Origin of the sequence: Aureibaculum algae (genome assembly GCF_006065315.1) — a bacterium.
Taxonomy (GTDB): domain Bacteria; phylum Bacteroidota; class Bacteroidia; order Flavobacteriales; family Flavobacteriaceae; genus Aureibaculum; species Aureibaculum algae.
In genome coordinates this window covers 3,431,325-3,448,345 of sequence record NZ_CP040749.1, presented here as the reverse complement: position 1 = coordinate 3,448,345, position 17,021 = coordinate 3,431,325, and the positions used below count along the sequence as shown (strand labels likewise).

Genomic DNA, 17,021 nt, shown 5'->3' with positions numbered 1-17,021 from the left:
AATTATGAACTCCTAACTTTTTTAATTTTTATCAATACTATCAAATACTGGTAATCCTTTATAGAAATCAAGCGTTTTTTCAGTGACTTTCAATTGTAATTTTACTTGTAAATTTTCATTTTGAGAAGTCGTATATAAGTTTTTTGCTTGATACAATTCTATGGCATTTATCATTCCCTTTTCATATTTCTTTTGTGCAATGGCAAATGTCAACTCTTGGGCTTTCATTTTTTTAGTACTTTGCTCAGACTCTACAGTAAATGATTTTTGATCTTGTACTAGTTGTTGAATCAGTTTATACAATTCTTGTTTTTGTATATCTAAATTATTATGGGCACGTTGAAGTTCAATTTTTTGTTGTTTTATATTTGAACGACCAGACCAACGGTTAAAAATAGGAACAGTTACAGAGATCCCAACATACCTCGAAGCATTATCTTTAAATTGGGTATTGAATGGAATAATATGGTCGGTATCATCAACATTAGTTTCGTAATAGCCGGTTCCATATCCTGCAAATAAAGATATGGAAGGGTATAAGTTACCTCGTGCAATAGCAACTTCTTTTTTAGCAGCCTCTGTTCTTAATTTTTCAGCCTTAATGAAAGGAATAAAACTAGTTGCTGTGTTATAAATAGTATCTAAGTCTGTAACTGGAGAATTGCTTTCTGTTGCTGTTATTTCGTCCAATGCTGTATTGATAGTGATAGATGTTTGACCTTCTAAATTCATTTCTTGAATCAGTTTTAATTGGGCAGTCTCTAAACTATTTTTACTTTGTGTTGCCGCCAATTGATCTGTTAATAATACAGATTCTGCTTCGTATAAATCAGCTCCAGCCTTTAAACCTAATTCTACCTTACGCTTTACTAAATTGTAATTGGTTTCAGAGACTTTTACCTGATCTTCAGAAATAAGTAATAATCCTTCATAAAAGCGAATGTCATAAAAGGCAGACATTACCCTAAAAGCCAATAAATATTTTTCTTGTAATACATCTTCCTTTGCAGCCTTGTAGAGAAATTTAGAAGCTTTTATGGAATTTAGTTTTTGAAACCCTTGAAATATATCTACGGAAGAGCTTAAAGAATAATTATTAGAGAAAAAGTCGGTATTAATAATGTCATTGGTAAAACCATTAACCGAGCGTCCATAACGTATGTTGTAATCTGATGACCCAATTAAATTAGGTAGTAAATTACGAATAGACTGCTTATAAGTTTCTTTGTTAGAATCACTGTTGTATTTAATATTATTCAATGCTAAGTTGTGCTCAACGGCATAGGCTACGCATTCATCTAATGTCCAAGTTTTTTGTGCACTAATAGTGTTGGCTATTAAAACGAAAAGTAAAAAAAATATATGATTTTTAAGGGTCATGTTTAATTAATATTCAAGTTTAGAAAACTATTTTTATTTATGTTATGCCAAAAGGTATACTAATGTTGTGCCATGTTTTTATTTGTATGTAAATCAGTTTGTTATGATTTTTTGTGATTTATACTATATTTTATTTGTAAAATATTTTGACAATAAGTGTAAAATATTTTTACACTTATTTAAAAACTTAAATCTTTGTTTGTACATTTAAAAAATATTAAACTAGTAAAGATGACTGATGGAAAAATTTTAATAATAGATGATAATAAAAGCGTGCTAAGTGCTTTAGAAATATTGTTGCAATTTGAATATAAAAGTATTGAAATACTTTCAAACCCGAATCAGATTTCATCGCTTAAGAATCTGACGGACTTTGATATTGTTTTATTAGATATGAATTTTTCTGCCGGTATTAATTCTGGTAATGAAGGTTTGTACTGGCTAAAAGAAATTAAAAAGAAATCACCTGCGGTTTCAGTAATTATGATGACAGCCTATGGAGCGATAGATTTAGCCGTAAAAGCTTTGAAAGAAGGTGCGGCTGATTTTGTGTTAAAACCATGGAATAATGATAAATTATTAGCCACTGTAAAATCGGCTTTTCTATTACGTAAATCGCAAAAAGAAGTCCATCAATTAAAAGAAAAAGAGAGCAATTTAAAACAACTTATCAATCAAGATAAAAATTATATTATTGGTAATTCAAAGGCCCTTACGTCTGTCTTAAATCTTACTCGAAAAGTAGCTACAACAGATATTAATGTATTGATAACTGGTGAGAACGGTACAGGAAAAGAGTTAATAGCTAGAGAATTACACCGAATGTCGCCTCGAAAAAATGAAGTTTTTATTAATGTAGACATGGGGTCAATATCTGAAACTTTATTTGAAAGTGAATTATTTGGGCATGCCAAGGGGTCATTTACTGATGCTAAAGAGGATAGGATAGGTAAATTTGAAGCTGCAAATGGTGGAACATTATTTTTAGATGAGATAGGAAATCTATCGCTACAAACACAGGCTAAATTATTATCGGCCATTCAAAATAGAATAATTGTACGTGTAGGATCTAATAAACCAATCTCAGTTGATATTCGCTTAGTTTGTGCTACCAATTGCAATTTGGAACAAATGGTAAAAGATGGCATATTTCGTGAAGATTTGTTGTACAGAATTAATACAATCCATGTGGAAGTACCTCCATTGCGAGAACGCGATGATGATGTGTTGTTATTGGCTGATTTTTATTTAAATAAATTTGCGGCTAAATATGGAAAGCAAGGATTGAGATTAAATGCCATGGTCCAAGATAAATTTAAAGACTATGGTTGGCCTGGTAATGTTCGCGAATTACGACATGCCATGGAAAGAGCTGTTATTTTATGTGATGGTAATGTTTTAAAGCCAACAGATTTTTCTTGGTCTAATAAAACGTTACCATCTAACGAAACGACTACAGCTACTCTAGAAGAAATGGAAAAAGTGATGATTACGAATGCTTTGAATAAGCATGATGGTAATTATAGTGCCGCCGCAAATCAATTGGGGGTTTCTAGGCAAACCTTGTACAACAAGATTAAGAAAATGGACAACTAATGGCGAGTAGAAACTTTTATATACACATTATTTTAAGGGTAACTTTTATAACCCTTACCGCTTTAGGTCTCGCTTTCTTATTTACAAAAGGGTTTTATGTAGTTTGTTTTTTTATGCTTGGATTCTTATACTTTCAAGCATGGCAATTGGTCTATTATATTAATAATATCAATAGGAAACTGGCCTACTTTTTTGATGCCATTAAAAATGAAGATTTTACATTACATTTTCCAGAAAAAGATCTTATTGAGTCTTTTCAGAGCTTAAATCAGAGTTTGAATAGAGTTAATGCTTTGATACAAGACGTGCATCTGAAAAAGCAAGAGCAAGAACAATATTATCAAGAAATTTTAAAGCATTCGAATATTGGAATCTTAACTTTTAATGAGAAAGGACATATTATTTTTTCTAATCCTACCGTTGAAAAATTATTAAATTATAAACCTCTGAATCATATAAAACAATTGGCTCAAGTAGATAAAGGATTGTACGCTTTATTTGAAGATTTAAAACCGTTTGATCAAAAATTATATCAGCTCACAAACGAAAGAGAGAAAACCCAATTGGCCATAAAATCGACTTCAATAAATATTAACAAACAGGAGCTTTTGTTAGTTGTAATTCAAGATATTAATAAGGAGTTGGACGAGAAGGAAACTGATTCTTGGGTGAAATTGATACGAGTGCTAACTCATGAAATAATGAATACCATTACGCCCATTACCTCAATTTCAGAGTCAATTTTAAGATATTTTAAAAAAGACGATGAAATGGTTAATGCAGATACGTTTGAGGTAAAGCATATTGAAAACACAATAAAAGGACTGGAAGTTATCAAAGAACAAGGTAACGATTTAATGAGTTTTGTTCAATCGTACAGAACTTTATTGAGCGTTCCAGAACCTGATAAGGAAATTGTTGAGGCGAAAAAATTACTTAGTAAGGTATTGGTTTTAATGCAGCAAGATGGTGTCAATAATAAGGTAGAAATAAAATTAGACATTACTCCAGAAAATTTAGAACTGTTTGTTGACAGTAAGCAAATTACACAAGTAATGATAAATTTAGCTAAAAATGCCTTACAATCATTAAAGAATAAGGAAAACGGCATTATTAAAATGTCAGCAGGAATTAACAACGCAAACAAAAAATACATTACCGTTACTGACAACGGATCTGGTATAGCTCCAGAACTTATAGAAGAAATCTTTGTTCCATTTTTTACAACTAAAAATTCAGGAACGGGAATCGGTTTAAGCCTTTCTAAACAAATTATGCAGCTGCATGGTGGTAGCCTTATGGTGCATTCTGTTCCAGATAAGAATACCACCTTTGTCTTGACTTTTTAAAATAAATTAGAATTCAATTTTAACTGTGTGTTTCAACAAAATACTTTTAATTACTTTTGCAACGAATAATTTAGCGATAAAGCGTGTCTCAAACCTATCTTTCATACAATAATATCATCTCAAGTCTTGGTTTTACTACGGCTCAGAATATTGAGAATATCTCATTAGGGAATTCTGGTATTGAAAAAATAGACGACAAAAAGGTGTTACAAACGCCCTTTTATTCCTCTTTGATAAAAAGGGATCAATTAGATGCTGCTTTTCAAAAATTAGGGAGTAGTAGTGATTTTACGCGTTTAGAAAAAATGATGTTCTTATCATTGAATGATGTTTTAGAACAGTCTAACTTAGAAATTACAGCTAAAACGGGACTTATTATTTCAACTACGAAAGGAAATGTAGATGTCTTAGATTCCCATTCGAAATTCCCAAAAGAACGAGCATATTTGGCTGAATTAGGGAAGCAAATTCAACAATTTTTCGGATTTAAAAACGAAGCAATAGTAGTCTCTAACGCTTGTGTATCTGGAATTTTAGCGGTTTCAGTGGCAAAACGAATGATAGCGTCTGATGTGTATGATAATGTACTTATTGCTAGTGGAGATATTGTTTCTGAATTTATTTTATCAGGATTTCAATCGTTTCAAGCAATAAGCGATGCTCCTTGTAGGCCTTTTTCTAAAAATAGAACAGGAATTAATATTGGAGAAGCTGCTGCTTCGGTTTTGGTAACCTCCAAAAAGGAAAACCTATCACCAGACGCAGTAGAAATATTAGGCGATGGCTCTTGTAATGATGCCAATCATATTTCTGGACCATCAAGAACTGGAGAAGGATTATACAGAAGCATACAATCTGCTCTGAAAGAAGCAATGATAGAAACGAGTACCATAGATTATATTTCGGCACACGGTACGGCTACCAATTATAATGATGAAATGGAGGCCATTGCTATTAATAGAATGGAATTAAGTGATGTGCCCGTGAATAGTTTAAAAGGATATTATGGCCACACGCTGGGAGCATCTGGTTTGCTAGAAGCCATAGTCGGAATGCAATCGGTATTTAATAATACCTTATATGCTTCTTATGGTTTTGATGAACTTGGCGTTTCTCAATCTATTAATGTAATAAAAGAAAATACAAAAAAGCCATTGCAAACTTTTTTGAAAACAGCATCTGGTTTTGGCGGATGTAATACAGCCGTAATTTTTAAAAAAGTGCATTAATTTGAAAATAGAAAATTACATATCAAACTATTGTCATATAAGGAATAACACAGTTTCGGTGAATGGAGAACTCATATTTAGAGAGGATTCCAATAGTGAATTTGCTGATTTTTCTAAAAAAGGGTATAAACATTTGAATTTAAGTTATTCAAAATTTTTTAAAATGGATAACTTAAGTAAATTAGCCTTTTTGGGAGCTGAATATGTGTTAAATGCAACTAAAATTGACGCTGATGATAATGTCGCTATTGTGTTGACAAACAGGGCTTCAAGCTTAGATACAGATAGGAAACATCAAGGGAGTATTCAAGACAAGGAAAGTTATTATCCGAGTCCCGCTGTATTTGTATATACGCTCCCTAATATTACTATTGGCGAAATAAGTATTAAACATCAGTTAAAAAGTGAGAATGCTTTTTTTATCTTTGACGCTTTTAATGCTGATTTTTTGCATGCATATGCAAGTAGCTTATTAGAAAAAGAAAAAGCCGAAAGTGTACTTTGCGGATGGGTAGATTATGATGGAGAAGCTTATGATTGCTTTATGTATATGATATCTAAAAAAGGACAGAGGAAGCATACAACTAACGAATTAAAAAACCTTTATAAAAATAAAGATTAGATGGAAGGATTAAAATTAGAATTAAAAGAAAAAATTATAGAGCAATTGAATTTAGAGGATGTTTCAATCGAAGAAATAGGAGATGATGATCCTCTTTTTGGAGACGGATTGGGATTAGATTCTATTGATGCTTTAGAGTTAATTGTAATGTTAGATAAAGATTACGGTATTAAATTAACTGATCCTAAAGAGGGAAAGAAAATTTTTGAATCGGTTGCTATTATGGCAACTTATATTACTGCAAATAGAACAAAATAAATGTCTAAAGGAGTTGCCATTACTGGAATGGGTATTGTTTCTTCAATTGGTAACTCAGTTGAAGAGAATTTGAATGCTTTATTGCAAAGTAAGCACGGTATCTCTAAAATTTCTAGCATAAAAACACGTCATATTGACGAAATTATGGTCGGTGAAATTGATTTGTCAAACGAAGAATTGATAAAGCAATTGCGTTTACCTGAATCTCAAAATTATTCCAGAACAGCATTGCTGGGGGTAGTTGCTGCCAAACAGGCCGTTGAGAATGCCGGAATTTCTGATATTAATGATTGTCGTACAGGTTTAATATCTGCTACCAGTGTAGGAGGTATGGACATGACTGAAAAGTATTATTACCAATATTTAGAAGATGAAACCAATCACAAATACATCGGTGGTCATCATGCGGGTGATTCTACCCACAAAATTGCAGAACAATTAGGAATTACCGATTTTGTAACGACAATTAGTACGGCATGTTCTTCATCTGCAAATGCGATAATGCTAGGTGCTCGAATGATAAAAGCTGGTAAATTGGATAGAGTAGTGGTAGGCGGTGCAGATTGCTTATCGAAATTTACCATCAACGGATTTAAAACCTTGATGATTTTGTCAGATACCTACTGTAAACCTTTTGATAATGATAGAACAGGTTTGAACTTAGGTGAAGCGGCTGCATTTTTAGTATTAGAGTCTGATGAAATAGTTGCAAAAGAAAATAAAAAAGTACTGGCTTATGTTTCCGGTTATGGAAATGCGAATGACGCTTTTCATCAAACAGCTTCGTCTGATAATGGTGAAGGAGCTACATTAGCCATGCAAAAAGCTTTTAAAGTTTCGGGAATTTTACCGGAACAAATAGATTATATAAATGCACATGGCACGGCAACACCCAACAACGATTTATCGGAAAGTATTGCTATACAACGTGTTTTTGGAAGTAAAATTCCTGATTTAAGTTCAACAAAAGGGTTTACTGGGCATACGTTGGCTGCTGCGGCAGCAATTGAAGCGGTGTATTCTATATTAGCTATTCAGCACAATCTTATTTTTCCGAATTTAAACTTCAATACAGCGATTACTGAAACAGGCATTGTACCCGTTACCGTAGTAAAAGAGAAGCCAATCAATTTTGTGCTTTCTAATTCTTTTGGTTTTGGTGGAAATTGCTCAACCTTAATTTTTTCAAAAAACTAAATGAAAAATTGTTATATCAATGGATTGGGGTGTGTTTCGGCACAAAAAACTACTGAGAGTGGATTCTTAGATGATATTGTCTTTTATGACACTAATATTTTACCGGTTATTAACCCTAATTATAAAGAGTATATTCCACCTGCAGCAGCGAGAAGAATGGCAAAAGGTGTGAAAATGGGTGTTGTGGCTTCAAGTTTAGCGTTAAAAGATGCTCATGTAGAAGTTCCTGATGCTATAATTACAGGTACGGGAATGGGTTGTTTACAAGATTCTGAAAAATTTGTAAGTGCCATAATAGATAATGATGAAGAGTTTTTAACCCCTACTTCTTTTATTCAATCTACACATAATACAGTTGGGGCTCAAATTGCCTTAGGCTTACAATGCAAAGCCTATAACTTTACCTATGTGCATTCTACAATTTCTTTTGAATCTTGTCTTATTGATGCTCAGATGAAGTTTAATGAGGATGAGGCATCAACTATTTTGGTTGGTGGTGTAGATGAACATGGTAAGCATACCAATGATTTACATCATTTGATTGGTCATATTAAAAATGAAGAGGTTGGTAGTGCAGATTTAATTCATTCGAATACAGACGGTTCTATCTTCGGAGAAGGAGCTATATTTTGTACATTATCAGATGAACAAACGGAGCATAGCTATGCAAAATTAGTGGATGTTGAAATTTACAGTCAACTTAACGAAGAGAATTTAGAATCTAGAATTAAAACATTTTTAGAAGTAAATAAATTGTCGGTTGATGATATAGACCTTGTTGTTTTGGGTAATAATGGCGATGTTACTTTCGATTCGTATTACAAAACGATAGAAGAAGGTATCTTTAAAGATACACAGCAAGTTTATTATAAACATTTGTCTGGAGAATTTAATACAGCCTCTGCATTTGGATTTTGGCTGGCTTCCAAAATAATTAAGGAAAAAGAGATTCCTACTTTGGTTAAAATAAATGACAAACCTAAAAAGACCTACAAAAATGTACTTCTTTATAATCAATACAGAGGCGAAAACCACAGTTTAGTAGTATTACAGTCATGTTAAAATTTGGCAGAGTAAATAGCTTTTTTTTTATACTGGTGTTGCTTGTTTTGTCATTTGAACTTCCTAAATTTTTATATGTTGTTCTTTTTATATGTTGGTTGATTGTAACGTGTATAGGTTCATTTCACATGCGATGGAACTATCACGTCAATGCTCTAAATTCAAATCCGAAGACTAGTAAAAAACAAGTAGCCATTACTTTTGATGATGGGCCGAGTTCAGAATTTACACCTCAAGTCCTTTCTATTTTAAAGAAATACAATAGCAAAGCTTCTTTTTTTTGTATTGGAAATCGCATAGAAAAACACCCCAAATTAGTGCAACAAATAGTTGCTGAAGGACATGTCGTTGGTAATCATTCTTACAGTCATTCTAATACTTTTGATTTTTTTTCAAAGAACAAGATTGTTGATGAAATAATTAGCACTAATAAATTGATTTACAATTTAATAAAAGTGAATTGCAAGTTGTTTAGACCCCCTTTTGGAATTACTAATCCTGCCATAAAAAACGCAATTAAACAAACGAATCTTCAAGTTGTAGGATGGAATGTGAGGTCTTTGGATACAAAAATAAAAGAACCCAAAAAGATTCTCAATAGAATTACAAAGAACCTAAAAGCTGGTGATGTTATTTTATTACATGATTCTAGTAAACGGACTGTTGTGGTTTTGGAACAATTATTGTTATTTTTACAAGAACATCACTATGAAACCGTAACGGTAGATGAATTATTTGAAATTGAAGCATATGCCTAAATTAATACTTATCCTTTTCTTATGTCTTGGAACAGCAAGCTTCGCACAAAATGCGATGACTGCTCAAGAAATTACAAACTTTAAACAACGTGTAAAAGCAGTTGCCCAAAAAACAAAGACAATCGGTAGCGATTTTGATCAATACAAACACATGGAGTTTTTGTCAAATGACATTAAAACTTCAGGAAAAATGCAGTTTAAGTCGCCAAATTTGGTAAAATGGTCATATACAAGTCCTTTTCAGTATAGTGTTATTTTCAAGGAAGACAAGCTGTTAATTAATGACGAGGGGAAAAGGAGCGATGTCAATATTGGCTCAAACCAATTGTTTAAAAAATTGAATCAGCTCATTGTAAAAAGTATTCGTGGTGATATGTTTGATGCTGCTGAATTTACTATGAATTTCTCTAAAAACGCTGAAGCGTATATTGTTACGTTTGATTCTAAAGATGAGGAACTTAAAAAATACATCAAACAATTTGTGTTGCATTTCGATACGCAAAAACATACGGTGGTTGAGGTGCGAATGATAGAACCTTCTGATGATTACACACAAATTGTATTTAAAAACCGAAAAGAAAACCAAGTGATAAAAGATGAGGTTTTTAGGAATTAGTTTTATCGTAATTTTACTGTTCACTTCTTGTACTGTAGCCTCTACAAAAGATTTTGTGCTTGTGGAAAATTCAGTAGAAAAGTATAAAAATCCTTATTTCGCAGATCATTCTAAAGATTATGTTTATAAGGCAAATTTTGAAGTGTATGGACGAACTTTTGGTGGTCTTTTAATCATTAAAAAATTAGCAACTGAGCATCATAGAGTCGTTTTTGCCACAGAATTTGGTTCTAAAATGATGGATATGGAACTTAAAAATGATGTGTTTACCATCAACTTTATCGCGGATGACCTTAATAAGAAAATACTCATCAATACCTTAAAAAAGGATTTTAAAATTTTACTCCAAGAAGAAATTCGAGTTGATAAAACCTATCGAACCACAGCAGCTACTATTTTTCAATTAGTTGATAATAAAAGATTTAATTACTATTATATCAGTAAGAAAAACCAACAGTTGGTACGTATTTTATATGCTTCTAAATCCAAAGAAAAAATTATTTTCACCTTTGAGAGTAAGAAAGGTAAAATAGCTGAAAACATTTTAATAGACCATAAGAATATGAAGCTAAAAATTAAATTGAAGCGTATTGATTAGCATGCTGCTCAAAACGAGATTGGAGACCTATAGGAGTAAGACCTCTTAAAAATAAACAAACGGATATCAATTCAAAAAGAAATTCTATTTTTACCAACTATTAATACGTTATAAAATGTTACTCAAAAATTTATATACAGTTCAGTCTTTTGAATTTACAGAAGGTCAATTGGTTTCTGAAATTTTCATAAATAAAGATCATGATATTTTTAATGGTCATTTTCCTGGTAATCCGGTAATGCCTGGTGTTTGCATGATTCAAATCATCAAAGAATTGACGGAAAAAGCGTTGGAGAAAAAGTTGTTTATGGAAAAATCGAGCAATATTAAATTTATGGCGTTGATTAATCCTGAAGAAAATAACACTTTGGTATTAAATTTGAATATCACTGAAGAGGAAGGTAAATTTAAAGTAAAGAATATTACTAAAATGGGCGACACAGTAGCTCTAAAATTTAATGGTCTTTATAGAGAAGTTTAATAATAGCGACTTCTCGATACATTTTCTTCAACGCTATCGCATTGAAGAAAACACTCGAAGTGACGTTAGTACATACTCGTCCGTTCGAGTGATGCTATTAGAAAGTTTCGGGTTTTCTAAGAAAACAAAGCATCGTATCGAGAACCGAGTGATGCTAGTAGAAAGTTTCGGGTTTTTGAGAAGACAAAGCATCGTATCGATAGTTTTAGAAAAAAATACTTCTCGATACATTTTCTTCAACGCTATCGCAATGAAGAAAACACTCGAAGTGACGTTAGCACATACGCGTCCGTTCGAGTGATGCAAATGGGAATATTCGGGTTCCCGAGAAGATAAAGCATCGTATCGAGAACCGAGTAATACTCATAGAAAGATTCGGGTTCCTGAGAAGACAATGCATCGTATCGAGAACCCAGTGATGCTAGTAAAAGTTTAATGTCTATTAAGGGGTAGTAAAAAACAACAAGTAAAAACATGACAAAATTAGTACTATACATATCATTTTTTATAGCAATCACAGTTAAACCTACCGTACCAGAAATACGCGAGCTCTATATAAAATCTGCAAATTCTGAGGAGGTCGCTAAGGACTTCTACCAAAAATTGGAAAGCGTTAAGGTTACTGATGATGCAACACTGGTGGGTTATAAAGCAGCTTCTTTAACGGTAAAAGCAAAGTTTGAATCTAAAATAAAAGACAAAAAAGAGTATTTTAAAAAGGGAGCGGCAATGCTAGAAACGGTGATTGCAAATAATACAAATAACGTTGAATTGAGACTCATTCGTTTAAGTGTTCAAGAGAACTCCCCAAAATTATTAAAATATAAAACCAATATAGATGAAGATAAAACCTTTATTTATAGTCAATTGCCACATATAAGAAATACAGCATTAAAGAAACATATTAGAGGTTATGTTTCACAATCCAATGCTTTTTCAACCGAAGAAAAAACTGTAATTTCGAAGCTTTAATGTAGTCCTTAACGTTTCGTGCAAAATCCCGAGAAAATAGCTCAAAAAATAACCGATTTCAATTGTTGTGTCCTTATTCCGACCTACAACAACCAAGCTACGTTAGATCGTGTTATTCAAGGTGTTTTATATTACACCAATCAAATTATTATCATCAATGATGGTGCAACGGATTCAACTAAAAGGATTCTAACTCATTATCCGAAACTCACCCAAATACATTTAGAAAAAAATAAAGGGAAAGGCAACGCCTTACGTTTGGGGTTGCATAAAGCAGAAGCCTTAGGTTTTGATTATGCCATTTCTATTGATTCTGATGGACAGCATTATCCAGATGATATTCCACTGTTTCTTGAAGAGCTAGAAAATTCTGAAACGAAAGATTTACTATTAATTGGTGCTCGAAATTTGAACGCCAAAGGCATGCCGAGAAAAAATAGCTTTGCCAATAAGTTTTCTAACTTTTGGTATTGGGCAGAAACAGGTTTTACATTGCAAGACACACAATCGGGATTTCGATTGTATCCCGTTAAAGAGATCAACAAAATAAAATTTTTAAGTACTAAATTCGAGTTTGAAGTAGAGGTGATTGTAAAAGCATCGTGGAATGGCATTGAAGTTAAAAACATACCCATACGTGTATTGTATGACCCTGACGAGCGTGTCTCACATTACAGACCCTTCAAAGACTTTATACGTATTAGTGCTATGAATACATGGTTGTTTACAATTGCTATTGTCTACATTAAACCACGCGATTTTTATAGAAAATTTAAAGAGAAGGGATTCAAACGATTCTTTAAAGAAGATTTAATTGGAAGCGAAGATTCAAATATAAAAAAATCACTTTCCATTGCTCTCGGTACATTTATTGGAATTTCACCTTTTTGGGGATTCCATTCTATTTTATCCATTGTAGTTGCAGCAGCCTTAAAATTAAATAAGGTCATTAGTTTTGCCTTTTCAAATGTTAGTTTCCCTATTTTTATTCCTTTCATTCTTTATGGAAGTTTAAAGTTGGGTGGTTTTATGTTGGGAAGAAGAAGCTTAGATTTACATCAAATTGATGAAAATTTTAAAATTGGGGTGTATCTTTTCCAATACATTTTGGGGAGTTTTGCCTTAGCTTTTATTATGGCTGTGCTTTTTGGATTGGCGGGCTTTATTTATTTACAGATTAAAACGGGTAACAAAAAGAAAGTAAAACATGGATAATTTCTTTTATAAGACGTATCGTGTATTGCAAAAACAAAAGATACTTTTTGCCAGTATCTTCGTGTTGTTACTATTTTTACTAGGGTTTTTAGCTTCTAAACTGCAATTTGAAGAAGATATAACCAAATTAATACCCAATTCTGAAAAATCTGACATCACTAATAAAGTCCTTCAAAATGTAAAATTTGCCGATAAAATCATTGTCTATCTTGAAGCTAAAAATAAAGCTGATGTTAATGAATTAACTGTTTATGCCAGTGAATATATAGATAGCATTCAAAAACAAAGTAGCGAATTTATCAAAGAAGTACAGGGTAGAATAGGAGATGACGCCATTGATAAAACCCTTGGTTTTATCAATCAGAACCTACCATTGTTCTTAACTGATGCTGATTATGAACAGATAGAAGGTCGGTTGCAAAAAGATAGTATTGATGCCATTACCAAAGCAAACTACAAAACGCTCATTTCTCCAACAGGTATCATTGCGAAAAAAACCATTTTAAAAGATCCATTAGGCATTACTTTTCTAGGCTTAAAAAAGTTAGAACAATTAAAAGTAGACGACAATTTTGAAATACACAACGGGTTTTTAGTCAGTAAAGACCATAAAAACCTTTTACTGTTTATTGTGCCAGAATTAGCAGCCAATGAAACCGCAAACAATACAAAGTTTGTAGAACAATTGTTTCGTATTCAAGAGGCATTGAACGTCAAGTACAATAAGTCTGTTTCTAGTGAATATTATGGTTCTACAGTAATTGCAGTAGCTAACGCCTCACAAATTAAAAATGACATTCAATTTACCATAAGTATTGCATTATCGGTATTGGTATTGATTCTGATTTTCTTTTATAGAAAGTTGTTAATTCCCATTATTCTCTTTATTCCAACTATTTTCGGAGCCTTATTGGCGGTAGTTGTTTTATATGTAGTAAAAGGTCAGATTTCTGCCATTTCATTAGGTATAGGTTCTGTTTTATTGGGTATTACATTAGATTATGCCTTACATATACTCACTCATTTTAGAAATAATAATGATGTAAAGCAATTGTATAAAGATGTTGCCAAGCCCATTTTAATGAGCAGTATTACCACAGCCATGGCCTTTTTATGCTTATTATTTCTAAAGTCAGAAGCTCTTAAGGAATTAGGAATATTTGCTTCTGTTAGTGTTTTAAGTGCCTCTGTTTTTGCGTTGTTGCTCATTCCACATTTGTATCGTTTTAAAACAGAAAAAAGGCATTCAAAAGCAACACTTATTGATAAGGTGGCAAGGTATAAATTTCAACATAACAAGGTGTTGGTTTTCGGATTGCTAATTGTTTTTGTAATCAGTCTTTTTACCTATCGTAATGTTATTTTTGATCAGGATATTTCAAAAATGAATTATCAAACGGAAGCCTTAAAAAAGACAGAGAAAAAGTTAGATACCTTATTGAATATGGCATCTAAATCAATATACGTTACGGCTTATGGAAATTCTGTAGATGAAGCCTTATTGGCTAATGATGCTATTTATAAAGACCTGATAGATTATAAGTTAAAAGATTCAATATTGAGTTTTAGTTCTGTAGGTTCTTTAGTGCTTTCAGAGCAGTTACAAAACCAGAAAATACAACAATGGCGTCAATTTTGGACGGCAGATAAAAAGCAATTCGTAAAAGAAAACCTTATTGAAAGTGGAACCGCAATAGGATTTAAACCAACTACTTTTAATCGTTTTTATAAGCAGTTAGAAAGTAATTTTTCTGTAATTTCTTATCAGGACTATCGCCAATTGAAATCGCTTTTTTTAGATGAATTTATTTCAAACGACACTTCTTTTGCAACGGTGGTTTCTATGGTGAAAGTTCGTCCCGAAAATGTAAAGGAGGTGGTGTCTACCTTTGATCAATTACCACAAACGGTGGTTATTGATCGTCAACATATTAATGAAACGTTTTTAGGTAATTTAAAAGATGATTTCAATAAGCTTATCGGCTATTCTTTATTGGCGGTTGTACTTATTTTATTGCTATTTTATAGAAGCATAGAGCTTACACTGATTACTATTATTCCCATAGCATTAACTTGGTTGGTTACTATTGGTGTCATGGGCTTGTTCGGTATTCATTTTAATGTTTTTAATATTATTATTTCTACCTTCATTTTTGGACTGGGAGTTGATTATAGTATTTTTATAACCAATGGCTTGTTAAAAAAACATACCTATGGTGTAAAGGAATTGCCGACGTATAAAACGTCTATTTTATTATCGGTAATTACCACTATTTTAGGGGTAGGCGTGTTGATTTTCGCCAAGCATCCAGCATTAAAATCCATTTCTGTTGTTTCTATTATTGGTATTTTATCTGCCGTACTCATTGCTTTTACCATTCAGCCATTACTGTTTAATTTTGTTATTGGTTGGCGGACTAAAAAGGGGGTGGCTCCATTACGATTGCGGACTTTTCTTCACGCAATGTTGCTGTTTACTTTTTATGGCCTTGGCGGGATGATTTTATCACTAATAAGTATGACCATTTTACCAATCATTCCTGTTTCTAAGAAAAAGAAGATGAAGTGGTTGCACAACACCATGGCAAAAATGGTAACTGCGACTTTGTATGGCAATCCGTTTGTGAAAAAGAAAGTTGAAAATCCTCATCATGAGAAGTTTGATAAACCTGCGATAATTATTTCCAATCACGCCTCATTTTTAGATACGTTAACGATTGGAATGACCACACCAAATGTTATTTACTTGGTAAATGATTGGGTATATAAATCACCTGTATTCGGTTTACTAGCTAAGGTTGCGGGGTTTTATCCGGTGTCAAGTGGTGTAGATGGTAGTTTAGAACATTTAAAAGAGAAAATCCGTCAAGGGTATTGTTTGGTCGTCTTTCCAGAAGCAAGACGCTCCTTTACCAATAAAATTGGACGGTTTCATAAAGGGGCATTTTTCCTGGCTCAGCAATTAGAATTGGATATTTTACCATTATACTTACATGGAAACTCAGAAGTGCTCCCCAAACGCGACCTTATCATTTATGATGGTAGTTTGACAGTGGTTGTAGGTAAACGGATTGCCTATGATGATCCTGCATTTGGAAGTACTGACCGTGAACGAACCAAGAAAATAGGAGCGTTTTATAAACAAGAGTTTCAGAAAGTGAGAGATGGTATTGAAGATGCTGATTATTTTAAGGACATCTTATTTAGTAATTATCGCTATAAAGGGGCAACTCTTTTCAATGCTGTTAAAAATGATTTTAAGGAAAATAATATGCTTTATCAAAAGGTTTCTGATCGTCTACCAGCAAAAGCAACTATTGTACATATAGCCAATGACTTTGGGCAATTAGATATCTTGTTAGTGTCTCGTTTTTTAGATAGAAAAATAACAAGTTATATCTCAGATAAAGAAAAATGCACAATCGCCAAAAACTGCTATACTAATCAGCATCGAAATGTTGATTATTTGAACGATTTTGGTCAAATTTTATCAAAAAAGGCGGATATTTTGGTGATTTCAGCTAAAATTAGCGATATTTCAGATATTAAGACCCTATTAGAAATGAAGGTACAAAATGTGCTTTTGGTCCAAAATGATGCTTTATTAGCTGCGTTTGTAGATAAAGGTTATCAAATGCAGTATCAAGACCAATCCATTATTCATTTGGTCTTACAATACAAGTAGTGC

15 protein-coding genes are annotated in these 17,021 nt (G+C 32.5%); 14 read left to right on the top strand and 1 reads right to left on the bottom strand.

Going from position 1 to position 17,021, the window contains the following annotated elements:
* Nucleotides 1-21: 21 nt before the first annotated feature.
* On the bottom strand, nucleotides 22-1,380 hold the full coding sequence (locus FF125_RS14520) for a TolC family protein (RefSeq protein ID WP_138950445.1): 1,359 nt from the start codon (nucleotides 1,378-1,380) through the stop codon (nucleotides 22-24).
* A gap of 231 nt (nucleotides 1,381-1,611) precedes the next feature.
* Between FF125_RS14520 and FF125_RS14515 the strand changes: the two genes are divergently transcribed.
* From FF125_RS14515 to FF125_RS14450, 14 genes are all read left to right on the top strand, one after another.
* The gene (locus FF125_RS14515; protein ID WP_138950444.1) at nucleotides 1,612-2,976 is read left to right on the top strand and encodes a sigma-54-dependent transcriptional regulator; all 1,365 of its coding nucleotides are present in this window, start codon (nucleotides 1,612-1,614) and stop codon (nucleotides 2,974-2,976) included.
* Nucleotides 2,976-4,325 carry a sensor histidine kinase gene (locus FF125_RS14510; protein WP_138950443.1) on the top strand — a complete coding sequence of 450 codons (1,350 nt, stop codon included), beginning with the start codon at nucleotides 2,976-2,978 and terminating at the stop codon, nucleotides 4,323-4,325. Before FF125_RS14515 ends, FF125_RS14510 begins: the two co-directional genes overlap by 1 nt.
* 83 nt (nucleotides 4,326-4,408) lie before the next feature.
* The gene (locus tag FF125_RS14505) at nucleotides 4,409-5,554 is read left to right on the top strand and encodes a beta-ketoacyl-[acyl-carrier-protein] synthase family protein (RefSeq protein ID WP_138950442.1); all 1,146 of its coding nucleotides are present in this window, start codon (nucleotides 4,409-4,411) and stop codon (nucleotides 5,552-5,554) included.
* Between the two features lie 163 nt (nucleotides 5,555-5,717).
* Nucleotides 5,718-6,176, top strand: coding sequence for a 3-oxoacyl-ACP synthase (locus tag FF125_RS14500; protein ID WP_317129636.1), 459 nt, complete (start codon nucleotides 5,718-5,720; stop codon nucleotides 6,174-6,176).
* Nucleotides 6,177-6,434 (top strand): phosphopantetheine-binding protein, encoded by a 258-nt coding sequence (locus FF125_RS14495; RefSeq protein ID WP_117883504.1) that lies wholly within the window; start codon nucleotides 6,177-6,179, stop codon nucleotides 6,432-6,434.
* Nucleotides 6,435-7,631, top strand: a complete 1,197-nt coding sequence (locus tag FF125_RS14490) for a beta-ketoacyl-[acyl-carrier-protein] synthase family protein (RefSeq protein WP_138950440.1) — start codon at nucleotides 6,435-6,437, stop codon at nucleotides 7,629-7,631. It abuts the gene before it with no gap.
* Nucleotides 7,632-8,693, top strand: coding sequence for a beta-ketoacyl-[acyl-carrier-protein] synthase family protein (locus tag FF125_RS14485; RefSeq protein WP_138950439.1), 1,062 nt, complete (start codon nucleotides 7,632-7,634; stop codon nucleotides 8,691-8,693).
* 128 nt (nucleotides 8,694-8,821) lie between these two features.
* Complete coding sequence (locus tag FF125_RS14480; RefSeq protein WP_250629594.1) at nucleotides 8,822-9,451, top strand: polysaccharide deacetylase family protein; 630 nt, start codon at nucleotides 8,822-8,824, stop codon at nucleotides 9,449-9,451.
* A complete protein-coding gene (locus FF125_RS14475) occupies nucleotides 9,444-10,067 on the top strand; it encodes a LolA family protein (RefSeq protein WP_138950437.1) in 624 nt (207 codons plus the stop codon). Before FF125_RS14480 ends, FF125_RS14475 begins: the two co-directional genes overlap by 8 nt.
* Nucleotides 10,048-10,665, top strand: coding sequence for a hypothetical protein (locus FF125_RS14470; RefSeq protein WP_138950436.1), 618 nt, complete (start codon nucleotides 10,048-10,050; stop codon nucleotides 10,663-10,665). Before FF125_RS14475 ends, FF125_RS14470 begins: the two co-directional genes overlap by 20 nt.
* A 115-nt stretch (nucleotides 10,666-10,780) precedes the next feature.
* Nucleotides 10,781-11,146 (top strand): 3-hydroxyacyl-ACP dehydratase, encoded by a 366-nt coding sequence (locus FF125_RS14465; RefSeq protein WP_138950435.1) that lies wholly within the window; start codon nucleotides 10,781-10,783, stop codon nucleotides 11,144-11,146.
* 474 nt (nucleotides 11,147-11,620) lie between these two features.
* Nucleotides 11,621-12,118 (top strand): hypothetical protein, encoded by a 498-nt coding sequence (locus tag FF125_RS14460; protein WP_138950434.1) that lies wholly within the window; start codon nucleotides 11,621-11,623, stop codon nucleotides 12,116-12,118.
* Nucleotides 12,119-12,136: 18 nt separating this feature from the next.
* The gene (locus FF125_RS14455; protein ID WP_138950433.1) at nucleotides 12,137-13,333 is read left to right on the top strand and encodes a DUF2062 domain-containing protein; all 1,197 of its coding nucleotides are present in this window, start codon (nucleotides 12,137-12,139) and stop codon (nucleotides 13,331-13,333) included.
* Nucleotides 13,326-17,018, top strand: a complete 3,693-nt coding sequence (locus FF125_RS14450) for an MMPL family transporter (RefSeq protein ID WP_138950432.1) — start codon at nucleotides 13,326-13,328, stop codon at nucleotides 17,016-17,018. The genes FF125_RS14455 and FF125_RS14450 overlap by 8 nt, the downstream gene beginning before the upstream one ends.
* Nucleotides 17,019-17,021: the final 3 nt, after the last annotated feature.

Bases quoted from the DNA above. Each gene is read 5' to 3' on its own strand.
- FF125_RS14520 (WP_138950445.1), bottom strand. From the start codon at position 1,380: ATGACCCTTAAAAATCATATATTTTTTTTACTTTTCGTTTTAATAGCC.
- FF125_RS14515 (WP_138950444.1), top strand. From the start codon at position 1,612: ATGACTGATGGAAAAATTTTAATAATAGATGATAATAAAAGCGTGCTA.
- FF125_RS14510 (WP_138950443.1), top strand. From the start codon at position 2,976: ATGGCGAGTAGAAACTTTTATATACACATTATTTTAAGGGTAACTTTT.
- FF125_RS14500 (WP_317129636.1), top strand. From the start codon at position 5,718: ATGGATAACTTAAGTAAATTAGCCTTTTTGGGAGCTGAATATGTGTTA.
- FF125_RS14495 (WP_117883504.1), top strand. From the start codon at position 6,177: ATGGAAGGATTAAAATTAGAATTAAAAGAAAAAATTATAGAGCAATTG.
- FF125_RS14490 (WP_138950440.1), top strand. From the start codon at position 6,435: ATGTCTAAAGGAGTTGCCATTACTGGAATGGGTATTGTTTCTTCAATT.
- FF125_RS14485 (WP_138950439.1), top strand. From the start codon at position 7,632: ATGAAAAATTGTTATATCAATGGATTGGGGTGTGTTTCGGCACAAAAA.
- FF125_RS14480 (WP_250629594.1), top strand. From the start codon at position 8,822: ATGCGATGGAACTATCACGTCAATGCTCTAAATTCAAATCCGAAGACT.
- FF125_RS14475 (WP_138950437.1), top strand. From the start codon at position 9,444: ATGCCTAAATTAATACTTATCCTTTTCTTATGTCTTGGAACAGCAAGC.
- FF125_RS14470 (WP_138950436.1), top strand. From the start codon at position 10,048: ATGAGGTTTTTAGGAATTAGTTTTATCGTAATTTTACTGTTCACTTCT.
- FF125_RS14465 (WP_138950435.1), top strand. From the start codon at position 10,781: ATGTTACTCAAAAATTTATATACAGTTCAGTCTTTTGAATTTACAGAA.
- FF125_RS14460 (WP_138950434.1), top strand. From the start codon at position 11,621: ATGACAAAATTAGTACTATACATATCATTTTTTATAGCAATCACAGTT.
- FF125_RS14450 (WP_138950432.1), top strand. From the start codon at position 13,326: ATGGATAATTTCTTTTATAAGACGTATCGTGTATTGCAAAAACAAAAG.